We start from the raw sequence: 21,556 nt of genomic DNA on the forward strand, positions 1-21,556 counted from the left end.
AAAGCCGGACATGAACACCAAGACCGCACCAGTCACCCTCGCGGACGTCGAATCGGCGGCGAAACTCCTCGAGGGGGTGATTGCCCGCACTCCGGTGGAGCACTCGCGCGCCATCGGCCTGGTGACCGGATCGGAAGTGTTCCTCAAGTGCGAGAACCTGCAGAAGGCCGGTTCGTTCAAGGTCCGCGGGGCCTATGTGCGCATGGCCAGGCTCTCGCCCGAGGAGCGGGCGCGCGGCGTCGTGGCGGCCTCGGCCGGCAACCATGCGCAGGGCGTCGCGGTCGCCGCGGACAGGCTCGGCATCAAGGCGCGCATCTACATGCCGCTCGGCGTCGCGCTTCCCAAGCTCACGGCGACCAAGGACCACGGGGCCGAGGTCGTGCTGCATGGCCACAACGTGGACGAGGCCTTGGCCGAGGCGAAACGGTATGCCGACGCCACCGGATCGGTCTTCGTCCACCCGTTCGACAACGCCGACATCATCGCCGGCCAGGGAACCATCGGCCTCGAGGTGCTCGAACAGCTGCCCGACGTCGACACGGTCCTCATGGGAGTGGGCGGCGGAGGGCTGCTGGCCGGAGTCGCGGTGGCCATCAAGGCCAGGGCGCTGGAGCTGGGCCGCGACATCCGGGTGATCGGCGTCCAGGCCGAAAACGCCGCGGCCTACCCGCCCTCCCTCGCGGCCGACGCCCTCGTGCCGCTGGAGAAGGTCTCGACGATGGCCGACGGCATCGCGGTGGGGCGCCCGGGCCAGCTGCCGTTCCAGATCATCCGGGAGCTCGTCGACGACGTCGTCACCGTCAGCGAGGACGCGCTGGCGCGCGCACTGGTCTTCCTGCTGGAACGCTCGAAGCTGGTGGTGGAGCCCGCCGGCGCGGTGGGAGTCGCCGCGCTGCTGGAGGGCAAGCTGGCCGAGATGGGCATCGAGTCCAAGAAGACGGCCGTCATCCTCTCGGGCGGGAACATCGATCCGCTGCTGATGCTCAAGGTGATCCAGCGCGGATTGTCCGTCGCCGGCCGCTACCTGACGGTTCGCATGATGCTGGACGACAGGGCAGGCGAACTGGCCACGATCTCGCGCGTCATCGCGGAGTCCGACGCCAATGTGACCCGAGTGGACCACACGCGTGTCGGTGGTTCGTTGAGCATGGGCGACGTGGCCATCACGATCGACATGGAAACCAAGGGCCACCTCCATTCCGAGCAGGTGCTGCAGAACCTCCGCGCCGAGGGCTTCCAACCCGTCGTCGTGCACCCCTAGTCCGTCGGGCGGTCCGGCGCGAAAAGGGCGGGCCGGCCACCGAAAGGTGACCGGCCCGCCCTTTGTGGCGCCTCGGCTAGCCCTGGAAGGGCTTGGCGGAGACGATTTCGACGCTGATGTCCTTGCCGTTCGGCGCGGTGTAGGAGAGCTTGTCCCCGACCTTCTTGCCGTGCACGGCGGCGCCGATGGGGGAGCGCTCGCTGTAGACCTCGAGGCCCGAGTCGCCGGCGACCTCGCGGCTGCCGAAGAGGAAGGTGGTGTCGTCGCCGGCGATGACGGCCTCGACCAGCATGCCGGGCTCGACGATGCCGTCGTCCGCGGGGGACTCGCCGACGTGGGCCTTCTGCAGGAGGTCCTTGAGGTAGGTGATGCGGGCCTCGGCCTTGCCCTGCTCCTCCTTGGCGGCGTGGTAGCCGCCGTTTTCCTTGAGGTCGCCCTCCGAGCGGGCCTGCTCGATTCGGTCCACGATTTCGGAGCGACCAGGTCCCTGCAGGTGTTCGAGTTCGACGGTCAGGCGGTCGAAGGCCTCCTGGGTGAGCCAGACGACTGCTTCATTGTTCGTGGGCACGTACTTCTCCTTGTAGTGATGGGCCGGACGCCTGTCCGGCCGCAGAACTTCCTCTGACTCCAGGAGGCGCTCCCCATGGCGGGAAGTGCCCTCTCAAGCAAAGACCCCGCCTGCGGGTTGGTGAAGGCGTTCGCTCACCAACGATGGCGGGGTGGATCGTATTAGATACATTTTAGCCACTATCTTGGCCAAACCCCAACCGGCGACGCGCCATGTGGCGCGCAAGTCCGCGGGTCAGCGTTCCCAGCAAGAGCCGACGCCGCCCGTGACGCCCAGGGATTCCGTGCGCATGTCGACGACCTGCCGCGTCTTTTCGCGACCGTTTCCCTTGCCGCCTTCCAGCACGACAGTCTTCCAGCCGACGACGGCGTAGCTCTCGTTGAGCACGCGGACGGAGCACTCCACGCTGTCCGCGGCGTTCTTGTCCACGTCGAAGACCACGGTGGCCGACGCGGGGGAGCTGATCTCGAAGGCAATGTCCTTGGACGTGATGTCCTGCGTGTTCCACACGGCCAACAGGCCCGCGGCGGCCACCGACAGCACGAGGGCCACGATGATGGCGATATTTCTTTGCCGCGGGGCGATGGCGCGCTTGGGCGCGCCATAGCGATTGGCTAGGCTTGAGACCGGCGCGTTGTCCGGACTCCCGGCGGCCGCTGACTGGTGGGAATTCATCCCGTCCAGTCTATGTCCTTTCCGGCTGCTGCCCACCGGCCGCACCGGAACCGGAGGGAGCAACACCCAGTGGAAAACCCCCGTATTGTCCCGATTCCGCCGTCCGATGGACTGCGCCTGCTTGCCGTGCACGCGCACCCCGACGACGAGTCGAGTAAGGGCGCCGCAACGATGGCCGCCTACGTGGCGGCCGGGGCCGAAGTCATGGTTGCGAGCTGCACGGGAGGGGAGCGCGGCGACATCCTCAACGCGGCGGCCGGTGAGCTTGCGCACGCGCACCGCGACCTTGCCGGCCTCAGGCGCCAGGAAATGGCCGAGGCCGCCGAGGTCCTGGGGATCACGCACCGGTGGCTGGGCTTCGTCGACTCGGGGCTTCCCGAAGGCGATCCGCTGCCGGCCCTGCCGTTCGGATGCTTCGCGCTCCAGCCCTTGGAGAGGGCCGCGGCGCCGCTGGTCCGTCTCATCCGCGAGTTCCGCCCCCACGTCGTCACGACCTACGACGAGAACGGCGGCTACCCGCACCCGGACCACATCATGGCGCACAGCGTCGCCGTCGAGGCCTTCGAGGCGGCCGGGGACGCGGATCGCTACCCCGGTCTGGGCGAGCCGTGGGCGCCGTCGAAACTGTACTTCGACCGCGCCTTCAGCCCGGACCGCTTCCGCGCGCTGCACTACGGGATGCTTTCCCGCGGCGTGGAATCGCCCTACCGCGAGCGGGTCGAGTCCTGGGAGGAGCACCCGGAGGAGGGAATGTTCCCGTGGGCCAATCCGCACTCCACGACCACACAAATCGCCTGCGCGGACTTCTTCGGCCACCGCGACCGCGCGCTGCTGGCGCATAGGACGCAGATCGACCCCGAGGGGTTCTTCTTCGCCGTTCCGACGAACGTCTACGCCGAGCACTGGCCGTGGGAGGACTTCACCCTCGTGACGTCCAGGGTCGAGACGTCGGTGCCGGAAAGCGACCTTTTCGCCGGGCTGCGGTAGGCGGGGCAGGCCGCGCCCGCGCTAGGATGGATGTGCGCCGGCGCCGGCCGGCGACGCACCAGAAAGAGCCGCCCTGTGAACCTGATGTACCCATTCGCCGTCTCCGCCAGCTCGGCGCCGTCCGTCCCCACCGGGGATGCGGCCCGCGAGATAGGCCCGGGATTCGCGGGCTTTGTCGCCACCGCCCTATTGGTCATCGTCGTGATCTTCCTGATCCGCGACATGGTCCGCCGCATTCGCCGGGTGCGCTACACGGCCCAGGCGGAGGATCGCCAGCAGGAGCTGGTCGAACGCGGGCGCCTGCTGCGGGACGACGACGCGGAGGAACGTGCCGCAGGCGGCGTCCTGCCGGACGAGACCGACCGGGAGGGCCGCGGGCGCCCGTAGCGTTCCGCGCCGGTTCCGCCCCGCCGCTCAGCGGTGGTGCGCCTCGCCGGTCACGCGGTGGTCCGCGGCGTTGTAGCCCTCCCGGAGGAGCCGGACGAGGTGGCCGTCCGTGAGCCGGTACAGCACGCGGCGTCCCTGCCTCCTGGCGTCCACCATCCCCGCGAGGCGCAGCTTGGCCAGGTGCTGGCTGATCGAGGTGCGTGATCCCGGGCAGGCGGCGTTGAGTCCCGCGACGTCCCGCTCGCCTTCGGTCAGCAACCACAGGATGTTCAGGCGCGTCTCGTCGGACATCAGGCGGAACATGGACGCGGCGGCGCCGAGGCGCTCGGCGTCCGGCGCCATCGGGTGGATCGGGGAAACGCCGGGCTCGGTCATCGCACCAGCCTAGGCGTGCGGCGCGGATACAGCACGACGGCGGCGGCCGTGCCCACCAGCCCGAGGAACAGCATCAGCGATGCGGCCGTCCCCAGTCCCAGTGCCGCCCCGGCGAGACCGGCGAGCGGATACGTCAGCAGATAGCAGGCGTGCGAGAGCGAGAACTGGGCGGCGAAGACCGCCGTGCGGGTCTCGGGCGACGACGCGCGGCGCAGGAGTATCCCGGCCGGCGTCGAAATCATCGACGTTCCGGCCCCGAGCAGCAGCCACGAGGCCAGCAGACCGGGCCACGAGGCGGCGCCCGGTGGGCCCTGGCTGACCAGCAGGGTTCCCGCCAGTCCCGCCACCACCACGGTGGATCCGGCCAGCATCGCTTGACGCTCGCCGCGGGCGTCGATCCACCGGGGTAGGGCGAGCGCCACCGCCAGCGACCCCGCGCCGAACACCGCCAGGGCGATGCCGAGTTCGGCGTCCCCCAGGCCCAGCGGCCCCTTGACCAGCACCACAGTGTTGATCAGCACCGTCGCGTAGGCGCACGCCACCACGAGGTCCAGCGCCAAGAGCGCCCGCAGCGTGGGGTTCGCCGCAAAGATGCGGGTGCCCGCCGTCGTGCGCCGCCAGAGGGATCCCCGGGCGGAGTCGGCGACGCGCGGCAGACGGGTGGCGGCCACGAGCAGGAGCGAGCACGCGAACCCGGCGGCCGTGACGGAAAACAGGTTGTGGAAGGAGATCAGGCTCAGCAGGGCCGCGGCCGCGAGCGGGCTGAGGATCGATTCCATGTCGTAGGCGATCCGGGACCACGACTGGGCGCGGGTGTAATCCCGCTCGTCGGGCAGGACCGCCGGAATCAGGGCCTGGAACGTCGGGGTGAACGTCGCCGAGGCAGCCTGGAGCAGGAAGATGAGGGCGTAGATTTCCCAGGCTTCCGTGACGAACGGCAGGCAGAGCGCGGTGAGCCCGCGGACCGCGTCGGCGCCGATGAGCACGGCCTTGCGCGGCAAGCGGCCGACGACGGCGGAGACCAGCGGCGCGAAGAACACGTAGGCCGCGATCTTGATGGTCATGGCGGTGCCGAGGACGGCTCCGCCCCGCTCGCCGGCGAGGTCGAAGGCCAACAGGCCGAGGGCCACGGTCAGGATGCCCGTGCCGAACAGGGCAAGCACCTGGGCGGCGAAGAGGCGGGCGTACGTGGGGTTTCGGAGGACGCTCAACATCCGGCTAGTATATGTGCGCAATGGTGCACATGTCGAGTGGGGTTAGCGGGTTCCCAGGACCGCGAACATGATGGCGATGTAGTGGCAGGTGAACGCGCCCACCGTGAATGCGTGGAACAACTCGTGGAACCCGAACCACTCGATGTGGATGTTCGGTCGCTTGAGGGCGTAGAAAACGGCTCCCGCGATGTACAGGGCTCCGCCGACACAAACGAGGACGGCCGCGGCGACGTTGGCGGCGAAGAAATCGCCGATGAACAGCATCGACGCCAGTCCCAGGAGGACGTAGACGGGCACATAGAGCCAGCGGGGCGCATCGGTCCACAGCAGGCGGAACAGGACGCCGAGGATGGCGCCGACCCACACCAGCGCCAGAAGCCAGGCGGCCTTGTCCTGCGGGAGCAGCGCCCAGGCCAGCGGCGTGTAGGAACCGGCGATGACCAGCATGATGTTCGTGTGGTCGAGCCGCTTGAGCAACCGCTTCACCGGCGGGGACCAATTGCCGCGGTGGTAGATGGCCGAGACGGTGAACAGTAGGAGGCCGGTGACGGCGTACACCGCCGACGCGGCCTTCCCCGCCGCCGACGGCGCCAACGCGACGAGAACTATGCCGGCGGCGAGGGCCAGCGGCGCCATGCCGGCGTGGAGCCAGCCGCGAAGATGCGGTTTCAGTTCATCGGTCAAGGGGGCGTCGCCGCCATGCGTGGGCATGAAGCCAATTCTATCCGTACTCACGGGTAACAAGTGCGGTGGTTGCCCGGCGAGGGGCCGTCGGGCGGCCTTTCCGGGCGGCGTGGTCCCGGGTGCACGTGCTGAGGGCTTGGGCGGACGGGCGCGGTAGCGGGTAGCGTTGGCTGTGTGGCGGCCCGAGGTGGGCCGGGCCGCGACGACGGAATCGGAGGACGCGTGGTGAGGTTGCCCAAGCTCCTCTATCGACTCTACGGGCGGGTCATCAGCAGGGACCTGCCACCGGAGAAGCTTCCGCGGCACATCGGCATGATGGTCGACGGGAACAGGCGTTGGGCGAAGCTCGCCGGCGCGCCGACGTCCCACGGCCACCAGGCCGGGGCGGACAACATCCTGGAATTCCTGGGCTGGTGCGACGAGTTCGGGATCGGCACCGTGACGCTGTACATGCTCTCCACGGACAACATGAACCGCTCCAGCGACGAGCTGGACCAGCTGATGGGCATCATCGCCAACATGCTGGACCGCCTCGGCGCCAATCCCGGACTGCGGATCCAACCCGTCGGTGCGCAGGAACTGCTTCCGGACTACCTCTCCGACAAGCTCTCCGCGCTGGCGGAATCCACCCGCGGGGCACGGGGACTGCACGTCAACGTGGCCGTCGGCTATGGGGGCCGCCGCGAGATCGTGGACGCGGTGAAGGAACTCCTCCGGGACGCGCACGCCCGGGGAAAGTCCGCCGCGCAGGTCGCCGACGAACTCGGGATCGAAGACGTTTCGCGCTTCCTCTACACCCGTGGCCAGCCGGATCCGGATCTCGTCATCCGCACGTCGGGGGAGCAGCGTCTCTCCGGGTTCATGACCTGGCAAAGCGCCTACAGCGAGTTCTATTTTTGCGAGGCGCTGTGGCCGGACTTCCGGAAGGTCGATTTCCTGCGCGCGTTGCGCGACTTCGCGGACCGGCAGCGACGCTTCGGATGCTAGCCGGGCCCCGGCGTCGTGCCCTGGTTCTGCCGTTCATCCGAAATTAATCGAAACGCCGGTGCGTCGATGCCCTCCGGGCGTGCCGCGGGGCTACTTTTGGGACATCGGCCGGCAACAGGGCCAGTCGATCGGAAAGGCCACCCGTTGAGGATTTCTCTCAAGAACGCGGGAGGCCGGAACCGGCCTCGCGGCCGCTCCGGCACACCCGTAGCGATTATCTAGGGCTCGCGCCCTGGTTGGGAGTCATCGTGGCAGCAAAGACCCAGTCCGCACCCGGCACGAGCCCGGCGGGCGGCAGGACCGCAGACCTTCCGGGCGCCGCAGCCCGGCCCGCCACGGCCGAACGCCAAAGCGTCGGCGAAAAATCCTACGTGCTGGACACGTCGGTGCTCATCTCGGACCCGCGCGCCGTGCTCCGTTTCGCCGAGCACGAGGTCATCCTGCCGATCGTGGTCATCTCCGAGCTGGAAAAGAAACGCAACGACCCCGAAGTCGGCTACTTCGCGCGCAAGGCGCTGCGGCTGCTGGATGAGCTGCGCGTCCAACACGGCGGACTGGACAAGGCCCTGCCGCTCGGGGACGACGGCGGATCGCTGCGGATCGAGCTGAACCACATTTCGACCGAGGTCCTTCCGGTCGGTTTCCGCGGGACGGACAACGACTCCCGGATCCTCGCCGTCGCCAAGAACTTCGCCGACGAGGGCCGGGACGTGACCGTGGTGTCCAAGGACCTGCCCATGCGCGTCAAGGCGTCGGCCATGGGGCTGCAGGCCGACGAATACCGCAACGAACTGGTGAAGGACTCCGGCTGGACGGGCATGGCCGAGGTCGACGTCGTCGACGAGGATGTCGCGTCGCTGTACGGGAACGAGGCGGTCCTGATCGAGGACGCCAAGGACATGCCGGTCAACACGGGTCTGGTGATCCTCTCCAACCGCGGATCGGCACTGGGGCGCGTCGGGGACGACGGCCTCGTCCGGCTGGTTAAGGGCGATCGCGACGTGTTCGGGCTGCACGGCCGCTCGGCGGAGCAGCGGCTGGCGATCGACCTGCTGATGGACAAGGACGTCGGGATCGTCTCCCTCGGCGGGCGCGCCGGCACCGGCAAGTCCGCCCTGGCCCTCTGCGCGGGACTCGAGGCCGTGATGGAGCGGCGCGAACACCGCAAGGTGGTGGTGTTCCGGCCGCTCTACGCGGTGGGCGGCCAGGAACTCGGGTACCTGCCCGGCTCGGAGAACGACAAGATGAACCCCTGGGCGCAGGCGGTCTTCGACACGCTCGGGGCACTGGTGAGCCCGAACGTCATGGACGAGGTGGTGGACCGCGGCATGCTGGAGGTCCTTCCGCTGACCCACATCCGCGGACGGTCCCTCCACGATTCGTTCGTGATCGTCGACGAGGCGCAGTCGCTGGAGAAGAACGTCCTGCTGACGGTGATGAGCCGGATCGGGCAGAACTCGAAGGTCGTGCTCACCCACGACGTCGCCCAGCGCGACAACCTCCGGGTCGGTCGGCACGACGGGGTGGCCGCCGTCGTTGAAACGCTGAAGGGCCACCCGTTGTTCGGCCACATCACGCTGACCCGTTCCGAGCGCTCTCCGATCGCCGCGCTGGTGACGGACATGCTCGAGGACTCGGGGCAGTAGCTGCCGACGGCCGGGTACGGCACGGTCCGGGGGACACCGGATGGTGCCGTACCCAACCAGTGGCGCCGAGGGCGCGTTAGTTGCCGCGCTCAGGGTGGACGATCCATGGAATGTGGTCCCGCACATCGGTCAGGTGCATCGACTGTTCCACGAAGAGGTCGTCGAGCATGTACTCGTCCACGGCCAGGATGCGCAGGCTGTGGCCGCGACCGGCGTCGTCGCCGTCGAGCGCCTCCGCCAGAACGCACACCGCGGTCTGCCGGTCGATCCGCACCCGGGTCTTGCCGGGCGCGATCAGCGGGCTACCGGCGGAGGCGGGACGGAACGTTTCGTTGGGGGAGACCACGGCCTCGACGGCGGGCCGGTCCCCGTGGAGTACGTCGGTGACGGAATGGATCTCCACCACGTTGGAGAAAGGGAACTCCAGCGGCACCGGGGCGTTGCCCGCCAGTTCCACCGGATCGAGCATGGCGGCCCAGCGCGGGTCCGCGAACCCCGGATCCCCGTAGGCGGCCTCGGGGCGCCGGCGCACGAGTCCGTCGTGGTCGTAGACCGGCGTCGTCAGCCGGGGAGGCAGCAGCCAGGACCTGCGGCTGCCGGAAACATAGAACGCGTCGCGCGAATCGTTGATGCGCGTGGTGCTGAACAGGAGCGATCCCTCCGGATCCTCGACCCGCAGCGCGTCGGGGCGGCGCAACCAGGCGCGGACGCGGGGTACCGGGACCGGATCGGTTTGGGCGGACGTCGGCGGAAACCATTCGACCTCGAAGCGCAGGTTTTCCCACCGCCACGGCGACGACCGGCACAGACGCCGGAAAGCCGCCGCCGCAGCCGCCGGTCCACGATTGTCCGTCGATGCGGGCTGGTTCCCCATGTCCACAGTCTAGACTCCGCGGCCGTGGCGGGCCCGGGCTTGCAGTAGCGTGGTTCCATGATCGACGCCCTCGGCGAGTTGCGCGCCGCCCAACCCGTCGCCGCCGTCTTCCTGGCGCTGGCCCTGATGCTGTTCGTGGTCAACGGTCTCCGGCTCGCGTGGATCGACGCGCGGACCCACCTGCTTCCGAACCGGATCGTTTTCCCCTGGTACCCGGCGGCGCTGGTTCTGCTCGGGGCGGCCTCCGCGGTGTCGGGGGACTGGGCCGCGCTCCTGCGCCTGGTGCTCGCCGGCGCCGCCCTCTTCGCGTTCTACCTGGTGCTGCACCTTATCCAGCCCGCCGGCATGGGGCTCGGCGACGTGAAACTGGCCGGCATCCTGGGCATGTACCTGGGCTTCCTCACGTGGGAGCACCTGTTGCTGGCCACGTTGGCCACGTTCGTCGTGGGCGGGGTATTCGGTCTGGCCATGATCGCGGTCCGGAGGGCGACCCGGAAGTCGTCCATTCCGTTTGGGCCCTTCATGATCCTCGGCACGGCGGCGGCGCTCGTCGTGGCCGGCTAACGGCGTGCGGCAAGCGCGACACGTGGCATGCTGAGGACATGCCCGTACCCGATTTCATCCGCGGTCTGCGCGCGCAGATCGGCACGGCCGCCCTGTGGCTTCCCGGCGTGAAGGCGGTGGTGCACCGCGAGGATGGCGCCGTTCTTCTGGTCCGCCGGGCGGACAACGGGCTGTGGACCCTGCCTGCGGGGATCCTGGAGCCCGGCGAGGAGCCCGCACCGGCCGCGGTGCGCGAGGTCCAGGAGGAGACCGGGGTCGACGTCGAGGTGGTGCGCCTCGCCGGGGTCGGCACGACGGACCCGGTCACGTATCCCAACGGCGACCGCGCCCAGTACCTGGACATCGTCCTTGAGTGTCGATACCTGGCGGGTGAGGCACGGGTCAACGACGACGAGAACACGGACGTGGCGTGGTTTCATGACATAGACCGTCCCGTGCTACCGCCAAAACACGAGCGTGCCTTGATGTGGGCGCGTTCCGGCGGGGCCGCCGCCGAGTTCCTGCGCTGAAGCCCGCCTGCCCGATCGGTTGCCCCCAACCGGTGGTGGATGCCCGTGCCCCGGGTCTAGGCTGGCGGCAGGCAGACCACCACAGGTTGCCGCCGGGCGGAGATGCTCCGGTGGCGCGGACCGAAGGGGCGAACATGGGATTCGAGCAGTACCACGAACCACCCGCGGAGCTGTCCGCCGAGACCCGGACCTTCGCGCGCATGTGCGCCAACCTCACGGAGGAGGCCGAGGCGATTGGCTGGTACCAGCAGCGGATCTCGCTCGAGTCCGACCCCGCGGCCCGCGCCATCATGGAGGACTCGCTCGGCGAGGAGTTCAAGCATTTTTGCATGGAACTGGAGTTTCTCCTGCGGGCGAAACCCCAATGGGGAGCGATCGCGCGCGGCACGCTGCTCCGCGACGGCGACATCGTCGTCAACGGCCGCGCCGCGGAGGAGGCCGCGGGCCCGGATGCCGGATCGGGGGTCGCGGGTGCGGCCAGCGGACCCGATGTGCGGCCCGCCGGCGGGCCGCCCCACGGATCCCTCGGCATCGGTTCATTGAAAGGAATCGCGTCATGACCGCAAACCATCTGCTCCGCGAACTCGCCCCGATCACGGAGGCCGGCTGGAAACTGCTCGACGACGAGGCGCGCGACCGGCTCACGACCACCCTCGGTGCCCGGAAACTCGTTGATTTCTCCGGGCCGTTCGGATGGGACTACTCGGCCACGAACCTCGGGCGCACCGAGTCCCTGGCGGCACCCGACGGCGACGGCCTCCTCTCGCGGCGCCGGCGCGTGCTTCCGCTTGCGGAAATGCGGGTGGACTTCACGGTCTCCCGCGACGAATTGCTGGATGCGGACCGCGGCGCCGCGGACATTGACCTGTCGAACCTCGACGCCGCGGCCGTGCTCATCGCGAGCGCCGAGAACCGCGCAGTGTTCCACGGCTGGCGGCAGGCACACATCACCGGCATCACGCAGGCCACGACGCTCGCGACGGTGCCCAGGGTGGAGGACTTCTCCGACTACCCCCAACGCGTGGCCACGGCTGTGGCCGAACTGCTTCGGGAGGGCATCTCGGGGCCGTTCGGCCTGGCCCTCGGGCCGGGGCACTATACGGCGGTGACGCAGGCCACGGAACGCGGGGGGTATCTGCTCGCCGAGCACCTCCGCCGCGTCCTGGAGGGGCCGATCGTCTGGGCGCCCGGGGTCCGCGGCGCCGTGGTGATGAGCCTTCGCGGCGGGGACTTCCTGTTCGAATCTGGCCAGGACCTCTCCATCGGGTACAGCCACCACGACGCCCGGAACATCCACCTGTACCTTGAGCAGTCGTTCAGCTTCCGCGTTGCCACGCCGGAGGCCGCCGTGCACCTCACCTCAGGAGACGACGAAAAAACACCCTGACTAAGGCGAGGTCATGGTCGTCACGTCCAGGGCCGTGACCAACTGCTGCTCCGTCAGGTCGCCGCGCTCGACGAAGCCCAGCGCGAGAGTGGCCTCGCGGACCGTGAGGCCCTCTGCCACCGCCTTCTTGGCGATTTTGGCCGCGTTCTCGTAGCCGATGAACTTGTTGAGCGGAGTGACGATCGAGGGGCTCGCCTCGGCGAGGAAGCGGGCGCGCTCCACGTTGGCCGTGATGCCGTCGACCATCTTGTCGGCCATCACACGCGACGTGTTGGCCAACAGGCGGATGGACTCCAGCAGGTTCGCCGCCATGACGGGAATCCCGACGTTCAGTTCGAAGGCCCCGTTCGTGGAGGACAACGCGATGGTCGTGTCGTTCCCGACGACCTGCGCGGCCACCATGAGGGCGGCCTCGCAGATGACGGGGTTGACCTTGCCCGGCATGATCGAGGATCCCGGCTGTAGGTCCGGCAGGTTGATCTCACCCAGGCCGGTATTCGGTCCGGAGCCCATCCAGCGGAGGTCGTTGTTGATTTTCATGAACGAATAGGCGATCGTGCGCAGCTGCCCGGAGGCCTCGACCAGCCCGTCACGGTTCGCTTGCGCCTCGAAGTGGTTCCGCGCCTCCGTCAGCGGGAGTCCGGTGTCGGAGGCCAGCAGTTCGATCACGCGGGCAGGAAAGCCCGCCGGGGTGTTGATGCCCGTTCCCACGGCGGTGCCGCCGAGTGGCACCTCGGCAACGCGCGGCAGCGCGGAGTGGATGCGTTCGACGCCGTAGCGTACTTGGGCGGCATAGCCGCCGAATTCCTGCCCCAGGGTGACGGGCGTGGCGTCCATCAGGTGCGTTCGGCCGGACTTGACCACGTCCTGGAATTCCGCCGCCTTGCGCTCGAGCGACGCGGCGAGATGCTCCAGGGCGGGCACGAGGTCCCCCAGGAGGGCCGATGTGGCCGCGACGTGGACGGACGTCGGGAAGACGTCGTTGGAGGACTGGGACGCGTTCACGTGGTCGTTGGGGTGGACCACCTTGTCGCTGCCGGCCTCCGCCAGCGCGCGGCTGGCAAGCTCGGCGAGGACCTCGTTGGTGTTCATGTTCGACGACGTTCCCGAGCCGGTTTGGAAGACGTCGATCGGGAAGTGCGAGTCGAACTCGCCAGTGGCGACTCGGTCCGCCGCGGCGGCGATCGCGTTCGCCAACTCGGAGTCGATGACTCCCAGCTCGGCGTTGGCGAGCGCCGCGGCCTTCTTCACCCGGGCGAGGGCCTCGATGTGCTTGCGCTCGAGTGTCTTGCCGGAAATCGGGAAGTTCTCCACGGCGCGTTGCGTCTGCGCGCGGTACAGGGCGTCGGCCGGAACCCGGACCTCGCCCATCGTGTCGTGTTCAATGCGGAAGTCTGTGGAGTCGGCCATGGGGTCAGCCTACGCCCGGCCCGGATCGACCTCCACCGATGGGGGCGCTACAGGGATCCGAAGCCGGAGACCATTTCCGCTTTGCCCTCGGCGAGCCGGTACGTCACGCCGATGACCGCGGTGTCGCCGCCGTCGACGGCCTGGGAGATCACCTTCGACGAGTCGACCAGGCGCCGGGTGGTCTGCTGGACGTGCTCCACGACGTTGGAGTTCACGTCGTGGATGCCGTTGCGGTGGGCCGTGATCACCGAAGGGGTGATGCGCTCGACCAGGTCGCGGATGAAGCCCGGCGGCATGACGCCGGATTCGAAGGCCTCCATGGTGGCCGTGACCGCGCCGCAGTTGTCGTGCCCGAGGACGATGATCAGGGGAACGTTCAGCAGCGCCACGCTGTATTCCAGCGAACCCAGCACGGCGTCGTCGATCACGTGCCCGGCGGTGCGGACCACGAAGACGTCGCCGAGGCCGACGTCGAAGATGATCTCGGCTGCCAACCGCGAATCGGAACAGCCGAAGATGACAGCGAAGGGGTGCTGTGTGGCCACGAGGGAGTGGCGGCGGGGCGCGTCCTGGTTCGGGTGGGCGGTCGCTCCCTCGACGAAGCGGTCGTTTCCTTCGTGGAGGCGGCGCCAGGCATCGGCGGGCGTGAGGGACTCGGGGACAACGGGGGAAGCGGCGTCAGGCATGGCAAAAGCCTAGCGCGCCGACGGCGGTACGGCGCGGCGGCTAATCCATCGGAGCCTCCGCGAGACCCTTTGTGACGGCTCGGGCGGCCGCGTCGAGCTCCTCCCAGGAGGATTCCGCGGTGATCATCACCGTGGAGCCGGCCACCTCGCGGACGAGCGTGCGCTTTCCCTCCCTGTCGCGCAGTTCCCAGTCCACGCCGTCGACGCCGCGGACGCCGGTCACCGGCGCGTTCTCGGTGTGCTGGGCGATCCACGTGGGATTGGCGTCGCCGGTTTGGCGGAGCCAGACGAAGCCCTCATCCGCAGTGACGAATCCGGCCTCCCAATAGTCGATGCCGTCGGCGCTGCCCGAGTTCCAGCGCGCGAAGTTCGGGTACCAGCCCTCGGGCAGGACCGGCGCGACCGGCGTGAAATCCGCCGCGGCGGCGGCCTGGCCCGCGACGGCGGCGACGTCGATGTCCCGCTTGTACGTGTTTTCCGTGCTCGGGGGATTGAGCGCGATGACCGGAACGGCGACGGCGACCGTCAACAGGACGGAGATGACCATGCCCTTGAGCGACTGGTTCGCGCGCTTCGCCTGCGCGGCGGTCAGGACGGGCTTCGGCGGGCCGGCCGGGGGCTGCGGGGAGGTGCTGGGCGTTTCGGTCACCCCTCCATTGTCGCCGATGTTACGGCTCCCGCGGGACGCGTCCCGGCGAACGATATGATCGAGTGGGTCGTCCACCGGCCAAAGCATCCACTCGAAGACGAGGACTACCGTGACAGAAGCCACGAACTATTCCCAACTGTCCCCGCGACTTTCGGTCGGCGATGCCGAACCGGACCGCAACCTGGCGCTTGAGCTGGTCCGTGTGACCGAGGCCGCCGCCATCGCCGCCAGCCCCTATGTGGGGTTCGGCGACAAGAACGCCGCCGACGGCGCGGCCGTCGACGCCATGCGCTCCCTGCTCTCCACCGTTTCCGTCAACGGCGTCGTCGTCATCGGTGAGGGCGAGAAGGACGAGGCGCCAATGCTCTTCAACGGCGAGCACGTCGGTGACGGCAGCGGTCCTGAGGTCGATGTCGCCGTCGACCCGATCGACGGCACGCGCCTGACCGCCCTAGGCATCAACAACGCCGTTGCCGTCCTGGCGATGGCCGAGCGCGGATCGATGTTCGATCCGTCCGCCGTGTTCTACATGGAGAAGCTCGTCACGGGCCCGGAGGCGGCCGAGCTCGTCGACCTGCGCCTGCCGGTCAAGCAGAACCTCTACCTGATCGCCAAGGCGAAGAACAAGCCGATCAGCCAGGTCACGGTCTGCGTGCTGGACCGCGACCGCCACAAGCCGCTGGTGGCCGAGATCCGCGCGGCCGGCGCACGCACGAAGTTCATCATGGACGGCGACGTGGCCGGGGCCATCGCGGCCACCCGTGAAGGCTCGGGCGTCGACGTGCTGATGGGCGTCGGCGGCACGCCCGAGGGCATCGTCACCGCCTGCGCCATCCGGGCCCTCGGTGGAGTCATCCAGGGCCGGCTGTGGCCGGTCGACGACGATGAGAAGCAGCGCGCGATCGACGCCGGGCACGACCTGGATCGCGTGCTGACCACCAACGACCTGGTCACGAGCGACAACTGCTACTTCTCGATGACGGCCATCACCGATGGCGATCTGCTCAAGGGCGTGCGTTACCAGAACGACAGGATCTACACCCAGTCGATCGTGATGCGCTCGAAGTCGGGCACCATCCGCACCGTGGAGGGCGAGCACCAGTCCCGCAAGTGGGAGGCCTACGTCCGCTAGGCGGATCCCGCACCACACGACGCCGGCCGGCGTCGTGTGGTGGCTTCGCGCGGCTATTCGGCCAGCGTGACCGCGAAGGCGAGCGTCGGTTCCGTTCCCAGGCTCTTGGCGATCACGGGACTCTCGTTGGCGCCGACGAAGAAGGACTCTCCTCGCCCCACGCGCTCGTCGCCCTTGGGCGTGTCCAGGAGCAGTTCGCCCGCCACGCACAGCACGACGACGGGGCCGTTCTGCACCAGCGGAATATCGGTCCCGGCCATGCTCGCGCCCCCGACCGCGTCAGGCCCGCCGCCGGGCAGATGGATGCGCTGGAGCTGGAATTCCTCGAACGGCGGACGGTAGACCTCTTGGCCCAGGCCGGTGGTCTCGGGCTCGAGGAAGGGCGGGGGCAGGTGGGAGAAGTCGACCGTCGACAACAGCTCGGGCAGGTCCACGTGCTTGCCGGTGAGGCCGCCGCGCAGGACGTTGTCCGAACTGGCCATGACCTCGACGCCGAGTCCGCGGAGGTAGGCGTGGACGTTCCCCGCCGGCAGGTACACCGCCTGGCCGGGATCAAGCGTGACGTGGTTCAGCATCAGCGATACCAGGACGCCCGGGTCGCCGGGGTGGTGTTCGGCCAGCGACGGCAGTTCGGCGAGGCCGGCGTCGTCGCCCAGGGCCGGATTCGCGAACACGGCAGCGGCCGCCTGCCCCACGAGCGCGACGACGTCGGGACCGGCGTCGAGCAGGTGCGTGAAGGCGGCGCGCAAGTCGCCGGCGTAGAGGAGCGCGGCGGTGCGCTCCGCGGCGCCGGTTGCCGACAGGGCCGCCGTGCCGGCCGCGGAGCCGGAACCGATGGCTGTGGCAAGGGAGCGGAAGAGGGCCGCGGACTCCCCGGGGTCGCGGAAGCCGCTCAGCGCCGTGAAGGGCGTCAGGGCGTAGATCATCTCCGGCTTGTGGTTGTCGTCCTTGTAGTTCCTTTGCGCGGCGCCGCGGGGGACACCCGCGGCGTCCTCGGCAGCGAAGCCCAACCGGGCACGCTCGAGTGTGGGGTGGACCTGCAGGGACAGCGGCTCGTCCGCCGCCAACAGCTTGGTCAGGAAAGGAAGCCCACCGAAGCGCTGGGCGGCGGCGGCGCCGAGGGTGCCCCCGGGGTCCGCGGCCACCAGGGCATCGAGCGGGACCCCCGAGCCGTCCGGCAACCGGACCACCGAGGGGGAATCCGGGTGGGCACCGATCCACAGCTCCGCCTGCGGCCTACCGTCGGGAACGGTGCCCAGAAGCCCGGGCAGCATGGTGGTGGACCCCCACGGATAGTCGCGGATCGAATTCTCGAGACGGTGCATGCTGCTCCTAGGGCGCTGAACACTCGTTGTTGTTGGATGCGATCCGGGAGAGCAAGTCGGTCTGCCCGTTCAGTTCCAGCTGGATCAGGTATTCCTCGGTGATCGGGGAACCGTCCGGCTGCGTGGTGGGAACATCGTCGCCCGCGCCGGACTCGATGGTCTCGGACGACGAGGACTTCGCCGGGGCGGCGGTCGACGCGGCTGTCGCGACGGCGGTGGAGGCAGCGTCGGCGGATTCGCGGTCCGGGGACTTGGCGGGCGAATCGGATGCGCCGGAATCAGATCCGCCGGACCCGGTGGCCGGCGCGGCGCTGCTGGGTTCGGGGGCATCCGCGGAGGCCTCGAGGAGCAGTTCGTCGACCCGCGTGTGGATTTGGCCGAAATCGGGGAACGTGGAGAAACGGTCCGAACTGGTGCCGAAGTCCGGCGCGCCGAGAGTGAGACGGGCCGTCGGGGACTTCCTGGACTTGTCCGCCAGGTTGATGAAGCTTCCCAGCTGGTCCTGCGGAATGTCGGTCTCCAGCAGGCGCTCGCCCGCGGACATGATTCCGGAGAACCGGGTGAGCACCGTCTGGGGGTTGAACTGGCTGATCATCGCCTGCTGCATGCACTGCTGGCGGCGAATGCGGTGGTAGTCGGTCGTGAAATACCTGGAACGTGCGTACCACAGCGCGTCGGCGCCGCTGAGGTTGATCTCGCCCGGCGGGAACCAGCGGGTGCGGATGGGGGAGTCGGACCGCTGCGGCCCGCGGTAGGGAACCCAGCCGCCCGAGTCCAGCGTCACTCCGCCCATGGCGTCGATGAACTCCTCGAAACCCGCCATGTCGATCAGCACATAGGCCTGGACCTCCACTCCGGTCGAGCCCTCGATGGCGTCCATCATGGCCTCGGCGCCCGGGTTGGCCGCGCCCGGGTAGAGGTCCGCGTAGTCGTTTTCGACGGTGGGATAGAGGGCATTGATGATGCATTCGTCGCCGCAGTCGAAGCCGTCGGGGAAGACCTCGCCCATCGGGGAGGAAGCGGGGAACTGGGCGTTCTGAAAATTACGCGGGACGGAAATGACGGCCGTCTGCCCCGTTTTCGCGTCGATGCTGACTAGCGAGATGCTGTCCGGGCGCAGCCCCACGCGGTTGGCGCCGGCATCCCCGCCCATGAGGAGGATGTTGTAGCGGCCGTCGACGGGGTCGAAGGCGGGACCGGCAGTGAAAACGTTCTCGATGGTTCCCCGCCCGGTGTTCAAGACGTACGCGCCGTAGCCGAGGGCACCGCTGGTGGCCACGACGAGAACGGCGGTGACCGCGGCGATGATGCCCTTCATCCCGGGGGAGAGAAGGCCGGGACGGATGATGCGCAGGGTGTTCACGAACAGGATCAGCCAGCCGACGGCCAAGAGGACCAACGCGAAGGCCAGAACCAGTTGGGCCTGCGGGCGCGCGAGGATCTGAATGACGAGGCCGCGGTTCACGACTCCAACCGCGATGACCAGCAGGATGGCGAACCAACAGGCCAGGGTCACAGCGAGTGCCTTCCGGCCCAGGGAGCGGTTGCCCGCGACGACCTGCGCCCCGCCGGGAATGAAGACGGTCAGCAGCAGCAGGAACAGGGCGCGCTTGCTGCGCGTCCGTGCCGACGCTCCCTCGGGATTGCGGATGGGGTCTGTTTGCCGTTGCGCTCGCGGGTTCATTGGCGACTAGCCGTTGGCGTTCTCGTCGGCGACGGTTCGCCGGAGGGCCGCGCCCTTGTCGGCGGCCGTCTGGCGCAGTCCGTCCGCGAAGTCGAGAAGGAGGCCCCGGAGGCGTCCGGCCTCCTCGTCCTCGCCGGCGGCGAGGATGCGCGCGGCGAGCAGCCCGGCGTTGCGTGCGCCGCCGATGGACACCGTGGCGACGGGCACACCGGCGGGCATTTGCACGATCGACAGCAACGAGTCCATGCCGTCCAGGGTCTTCAGCGGCACGGGGACGCCGATCACGGGAAGCGGCGTCACCGAGGCGAGCATTCCAGGCAGGTGCGCGGCACCTCCGGCGCCGGCGATGATGACACGGACACCACGGGCGTGGGCTTGTTTGCCGTACGCGATCATGTCCTCCGGCATGCGGTGGGCGGACACCACGTCGGCCTCGAACGGAATGCCGAATTCCCGCAGCGCCTCGGCGGCCAGCCGCATGACGGGCCAATCCGAATCGGACCCCATGACGACGCCGACAACCGGCCTTGCGTTGCTCATCTACAGGGCTCCTTCGTTGGCTGGGCGCGCGGTTCACCGTCGCGGATCATGGCGGCCACACGTTCCGCGCTCCGGCGGACGGATTCGGGGGATTCCCCCCGCGTTCCGACAACATTGACGTGCCCGATCTTACGTCCGGGACGCACGGATTTGCCGTAGGAGTGGATCTTGGCGCGTGGCTCCGCCTCCATGGCGGCCGCGAACGCGGTAAACGGATCCTGGTTGGCGCCGCCCAGATAATTCTTCATGACGGTCACCTCCGCCAGCGCGGACGTGTCTCCGAGCGGCAGATCCAACACGGCCCGCAGGTGTTGCTCGAACTGGCTGGTGACGGACCCGTTCATGGTCCAGTGCCCGGTGTTGTGCGGCCGCATGGCCAGTTCGTTGATGACGAACCCGACGCCAACCCCCGGTGTTTCGAACAGCTCCGCAGCCATGACTCCGGTCACGCCGAAGGCCTCCGCGATGCGCAGCGCGGCGTCGCGCGCGGCCGCGGCCGCGGCCGGATCCAGGCCGGGGGCGGGCGCAATGACCTCGTCGCAGACTCCATCGACCTGGATGGTGTGGACGATGGGCCAGGCGCGCGCCTCGCCTCCCGGGGTGCGCGCGACCAGCGCGGACAATTCGCGGGCGAAAGCCACCTTCTCCTCGACCAGGAGGGCACCGGAAGCGAACCAGTCGGCGCAGTCCGCCGCGGCGCCGGCGTCGTCGACGATGCGCACTCCCTTGCCGTCGTAGCCGCCCCGCGGCGTCTTGAGCACCACCGGCCATCCGATCCGGTCGCCGAACGCCACCAAATCGGCGACAGACTCCACGGCGGCCCACTGTGGATTGGGGAGCCCGAGCCCCGCGATCGCCTCGCGCATCACCAGCTTGTCCTGCGCGTGGATCAGCGCGGCGGGGCGGGGCTGTACGTTGACCCCGTCGGCGATCAGGGCGTGGAGGTGCTCGTTGGGGACGTGCTCGTGGTCGAACGTCAACACGTCGACACCCTCCGCGAAGCGGCGCAGGGTCGCCAGGTCGCGGTAGTCGCCCACCGGCGCCAGGGGCACGGCGGCCACCGCGGAGACATCCGGTGCCTCGGCCAGGATCCGCAGTTCGAGGCCGAGGTTGACCGCTTCGGGCGCCATCATTCGGGCGAGTTGGCCGCCGCCGACCACGCCAATCACAGGAAACTTCACCAGCACAGCGTACCGAACCGGGGCGGTTCCGGTGTTGCCGGTGCACCCGTGCGGGGGCATCCCTGAGGAAACACACAGGGGGCGCGCCTATCATTGAGGGTCGGTGGCGTGCCGAAGCCGGGCGCCAATCAAGGCAGTGCGTCCGTTCCGGCGCCGCCTAAGAGGTCTTCGGCCAGTGGAGGGTCATGCTCAAGGGGTTGTTGGAAAAAGCCAGCGGATTGTTCTCGCTACTGTGGCGCGAGGTCATGAAATTCGGCGTCGTGGGCGGTATCGCGTTCGTCATCGACACGGCCGTCTTCCTGTGGATGATGAACGGTCCGCTCGAGGGCTCCGAGGTCAAGGCGAAGATCGTCGGCGGCGTGGTGGCCACCATGTTCTCCTGGGTGGCCAACCGCTTCTGGACCTTCCGGCACCGCCGCCGCGCCTCCGTGGTCCGCGAACTCGCGATGTTCCTCCTCATGAACGGGATTGGCCTGTTCATCGCCGCCGCCTGCGTCTGGGTCACCAAGTACTGGCTGGGCCTGGCCGACCAGACCAGCCTGTTCATCGCCGGCTCCGTGGTGGGGCTCGTCCTCGGCACGATCTTCCGCTTCTTCGCGTACCGCTTCTGGGTCTTCACCGAGGAGCTCGATGCGGAGCCCGCCTTCGAGCACGACCACGAAATCCTCCATCCGGTGCGCCACGACGCCGGAGCGGAGGCGCCCTTCGCCGAGACGGCCGCGGATACAGCGCGTCGCCAGGCCAGTTCTCCCGCCCAGTCGGCGGCACCCGCGGCGCGGCAGGCCCCTCCGGCCTGACCCGCGCCAACGGACACCGCGCATCACCATGTCC

Annotated in this window: 24 protein-coding genes; 11 read left to right on the forward strand and 13 right to left on the reverse strand. The window is 68.9% G+C overall.

What is annotated here, in order from left to right; all coding sequences use genetic code 11:
- Positions 1 to 10 precede the first annotated feature (10 nt).
- Positions 11 to 1,261, forward strand: coding sequence for a threonine ammonia-lyase (gene ilvA / locus AC0QSG_RS00435; RefSeq protein WP_475376283.1), 1,251 nt, complete (start codon positions 11 to 13; stop codon positions 1,259 to 1,261).
- 76 nt (positions 1,262 to 1,337) lie between these two features.
- On the opposite strand, the gene greA is transcribed toward ilvA, so the two are convergent.
- Both greA and AC0QSG_RS00445 read right to left on the reverse strand, forming a co-directional pair.
- On the reverse strand, positions 1,338 to 1,829 hold the full coding sequence (gene greA, locus AC0QSG_RS00440; RefSeq protein ID WP_435727559.1) for a transcription elongation factor GreA: 492 nt from the start codon (positions 1,827 to 1,829) through the stop codon (positions 1,338 to 1,340).
- Between the two features lie 234 nt (positions 1,830 to 2,063).
- Positions 2,064 to 2,504 (reverse strand): DUF4307 domain-containing protein, encoded by a 441-nt coding sequence (locus AC0QSG_RS00445; RefSeq protein WP_475376284.1) that lies wholly within the window; start codon positions 2,502 to 2,504, stop codon positions 2,064 to 2,066.
- Positions 2,505 to 2,573: 69 nt separating this feature from the next.
- Between AC0QSG_RS00445 and mca the strand changes: the two genes are divergently transcribed.
- Together mca and AC0QSG_RS00455 are read left to right on the forward strand one after the other, a co-directional pair.
- Positions 2,574 to 3,491 carry a mycothiol conjugate amidase Mca gene (gene mca / locus AC0QSG_RS00450; RefSeq protein WP_475376285.1) on the forward strand — a complete coding sequence of 306 codons (918 nt, stop codon included), beginning with the start codon at positions 2,574 to 2,576 and terminating at the stop codon, positions 3,489 to 3,491.
- Between the two features lie 75 nt (positions 3,492 to 3,566).
- The gene (locus AC0QSG_RS00455) at positions 3,567 to 3,878 is read left to right on the forward strand and encodes a hypothetical protein (protein ID WP_475376286.1); all 312 of its coding nucleotides are present in this window, start codon (positions 3,567 to 3,569) and stop codon (positions 3,876 to 3,878) included.
- 27 nt (positions 3,879 to 3,905) lie between these two features.
- On the opposite strand, the gene AC0QSG_RS00460 is transcribed toward AC0QSG_RS00455, so the two are convergent.
- Genes AC0QSG_RS00460 through trhA form a run of 3 tightly spaced genes read right to left on the reverse strand, consistent with a single transcriptional unit; the run spans position 3,906 to position 6,178 of the window.
- Complete coding sequence (locus AC0QSG_RS00460; RefSeq protein ID WP_475376287.1) at positions 3,906 to 4,253, reverse strand: ArsR/SmtB family transcription factor; 348 nt, start codon at positions 4,251 to 4,253, stop codon at positions 3,906 to 3,908.
- Complete coding sequence (locus AC0QSG_RS00465) at positions 4,250 to 5,467, reverse strand: MFS transporter (RefSeq protein ID WP_475376288.1); 1,218 nt, start codon at positions 5,465 to 5,467, stop codon at positions 4,250 to 4,252. The genes AC0QSG_RS00460 and AC0QSG_RS00465 overlap by 4 nt, the downstream gene beginning before the upstream one ends.
- Before the next feature lie 42 nt (positions 5,468 to 5,509).
- The gene (gene trhA, locus AC0QSG_RS00470; protein WP_475376289.1) at positions 5,510 to 6,178 is read right to left on the reverse strand and encodes a PAQR family membrane homeostasis protein TrhA; all 669 of its coding nucleotides are present in this window, start codon (positions 6,176 to 6,178) and stop codon (positions 5,510 to 5,512) included.
- A gap of 198 nt (positions 6,179 to 6,376) precedes the next feature.
- Here trhA and AC0QSG_RS00475 point away from each other — a divergent pair, with 198 nt between their 5' ends.
- Positions 6,377 to 7,138 (forward strand): isoprenyl transferase, encoded by a 762-nt coding sequence (locus AC0QSG_RS00475; RefSeq protein ID WP_435727565.1) that lies wholly within the window; start codon positions 6,377 to 6,379, stop codon positions 7,136 to 7,138.
- 371 nt (positions 7,139 to 7,509) lie between these two features.
- On the forward strand, positions 7,510 to 8,784 hold the full coding sequence (locus AC0QSG_RS00480; RefSeq protein ID WP_435727614.1) for a PhoH family protein: 1,275 nt from the start codon (positions 7,510 to 7,512) through the stop codon (positions 8,782 to 8,784).
- A 76-nt stretch (positions 8,785 to 8,860) separates the two neighbouring features.
- On the opposite strand, the gene AC0QSG_RS00485 is transcribed toward AC0QSG_RS00480, so the two are convergent.
- Positions 8,861 to 9,658, reverse strand: coding sequence for a hypothetical protein (locus tag AC0QSG_RS00485; RefSeq protein WP_475376290.1), 798 nt, complete (start codon positions 9,656 to 9,658; stop codon positions 8,861 to 8,863).
- Between the two features lie 57 nt (positions 9,659 to 9,715).
- Here AC0QSG_RS00485 and AC0QSG_RS00490 point away from each other — a divergent pair, with 57 nt between their 5' ends.
- The 4 genes from AC0QSG_RS00490 (at position 9,716) to AC0QSG_RS00505 (ending at position 12,118) form a co-directional block, all read left to right on the forward strand.
- Entirely contained in the window at positions 9,716 to 10,222 is a 507-nt protein-coding gene (locus AC0QSG_RS00490) for a prepilin peptidase (RefSeq protein WP_435727567.1), read from the forward strand.
- 38 nt (positions 10,223 to 10,260) lie between these two features.
- The gene (locus tag AC0QSG_RS00495) at positions 10,261 to 10,731 is read left to right on the forward strand and encodes an NUDIX hydrolase (RefSeq protein ID WP_475376291.1); all 471 of its coding nucleotides are present in this window, start codon (positions 10,261 to 10,263) and stop codon (positions 10,729 to 10,731) included.
- Positions 10,732 to 10,865: 134 nt separating this feature from the next.
- A complete protein-coding gene (locus tag AC0QSG_RS00500; protein WP_435727569.1) occupies positions 10,866 to 11,291 on the forward strand; it encodes a ferritin family protein in 426 nt (141 codons plus the stop codon).
- A complete protein-coding gene (locus AC0QSG_RS00505; protein ID WP_435727570.1) occupies positions 11,288 to 12,118 on the forward strand; it encodes a family 1 encapsulin nanocompartment shell protein in 831 nt (276 codons plus the stop codon). Before AC0QSG_RS00500 ends, AC0QSG_RS00505 begins: the two co-directional genes overlap by 4 nt.
- On the opposite strand, the gene AC0QSG_RS00510 is transcribed toward AC0QSG_RS00505, so the two are convergent.
- Genes AC0QSG_RS00510 through AC0QSG_RS00520 form a run of 3 tightly spaced genes read right to left on the reverse strand, consistent with a single transcriptional unit; the run spans position 12,119 to position 14,863 of the window.
- On the reverse strand, positions 12,119 to 13,528 hold the full coding sequence (locus tag AC0QSG_RS00510; protein ID WP_475376292.1) for a class II fumarate hydratase: 1,410 nt from the start codon (positions 13,526 to 13,528) through the stop codon (positions 12,119 to 12,121). It lies immediately after the preceding gene.
- 47 nt (positions 13,529 to 13,575) lie between these two features.
- Entirely contained in the window at positions 13,576 to 14,214 is a 639-nt protein-coding gene (locus AC0QSG_RS00515) for a carbonic anhydrase (RefSeq protein ID WP_475376293.1), read from the reverse strand.
- A gap of 40 nt (positions 14,215 to 14,254) precedes the next feature.
- A complete protein-coding gene (locus AC0QSG_RS00520) occupies positions 14,255 to 14,863 on the reverse strand; it encodes a DUF4245 domain-containing protein (protein WP_475376294.1) in 609 nt (202 codons plus the stop codon).
- Between the two features lie 109 nt (positions 14,864 to 14,972).
- Here AC0QSG_RS00520 and glpX point away from each other — a divergent pair, with 109 nt between their 5' ends.
- Positions 14,973 to 15,995, forward strand: a complete 1,023-nt coding sequence (glpX, locus tag AC0QSG_RS00525; protein WP_435727574.1) for a class II fructose-bisphosphatase — start codon at positions 14,973 to 14,975, stop codon at positions 15,993 to 15,995.
- 53 nt (positions 15,996 to 16,048) lie between these two features.
- On the opposite strand, the gene manA is transcribed toward glpX, so the two are convergent.
- Genes manA through AC0QSG_RS00545 form a run of 4 tightly spaced genes read right to left on the reverse strand, consistent with a single transcriptional unit; the run spans position 16,049 to position 20,725 of the window.
- On the reverse strand, positions 16,049 to 17,320 hold the full coding sequence (gene manA, locus AC0QSG_RS00530) for a mannose-6-phosphate isomerase, class I (RefSeq protein WP_475376295.1): 1,272 nt from the start codon (positions 17,318 to 17,320) through the stop codon (positions 16,049 to 16,051).
- A gap of 7 nt (positions 17,321 to 17,327) precedes the next feature.
- Positions 17,328 to 19,004, reverse strand: coding sequence for an LCP family protein (locus AC0QSG_RS00535; RefSeq protein WP_475376296.1), 1,677 nt, complete (start codon positions 19,002 to 19,004; stop codon positions 17,328 to 17,330).
- A gap of 6 nt (positions 19,005 to 19,010) precedes the next feature.
- Positions 19,011 to 19,544: a 5-(carboxyamino)imidazole ribonucleotide mutase gene (purE, locus tag AC0QSG_RS00540; RefSeq protein ID WP_475376297.1), complete on the reverse strand. Its 534-nt coding sequence runs from the start codon at positions 19,542 to 19,544 to the stop codon at positions 19,011 to 19,013.
- Entirely contained in the window at positions 19,541 to 20,725 is a 1,185-nt protein-coding gene (locus AC0QSG_RS00545) for a 5-(carboxyamino)imidazole ribonucleotide synthase (protein ID WP_475376298.1), read from the reverse strand. Before AC0QSG_RS00545 ends, purE begins: the two co-directional genes overlap by 4 nt.
- Positions 20,726 to 20,910: 185 nt before the next feature.
- Here AC0QSG_RS00545 and AC0QSG_RS00550 point away from each other — a divergent pair, with 185 nt between their 5' ends.
- Positions 20,911 to 21,522 carry a GtrA family protein gene (locus AC0QSG_RS00550; protein WP_475376299.1) on the forward strand — a complete coding sequence of 204 codons (612 nt, stop codon included), beginning with the start codon at positions 20,911 to 20,913 and terminating at the stop codon, positions 21,520 to 21,522.
- Positions 21,523 to 21,556 lie beyond the last annotated feature (34 nt).

It is taken from the genome of Arthrobacter sp. LT660 (assembly GCF_056172845.1).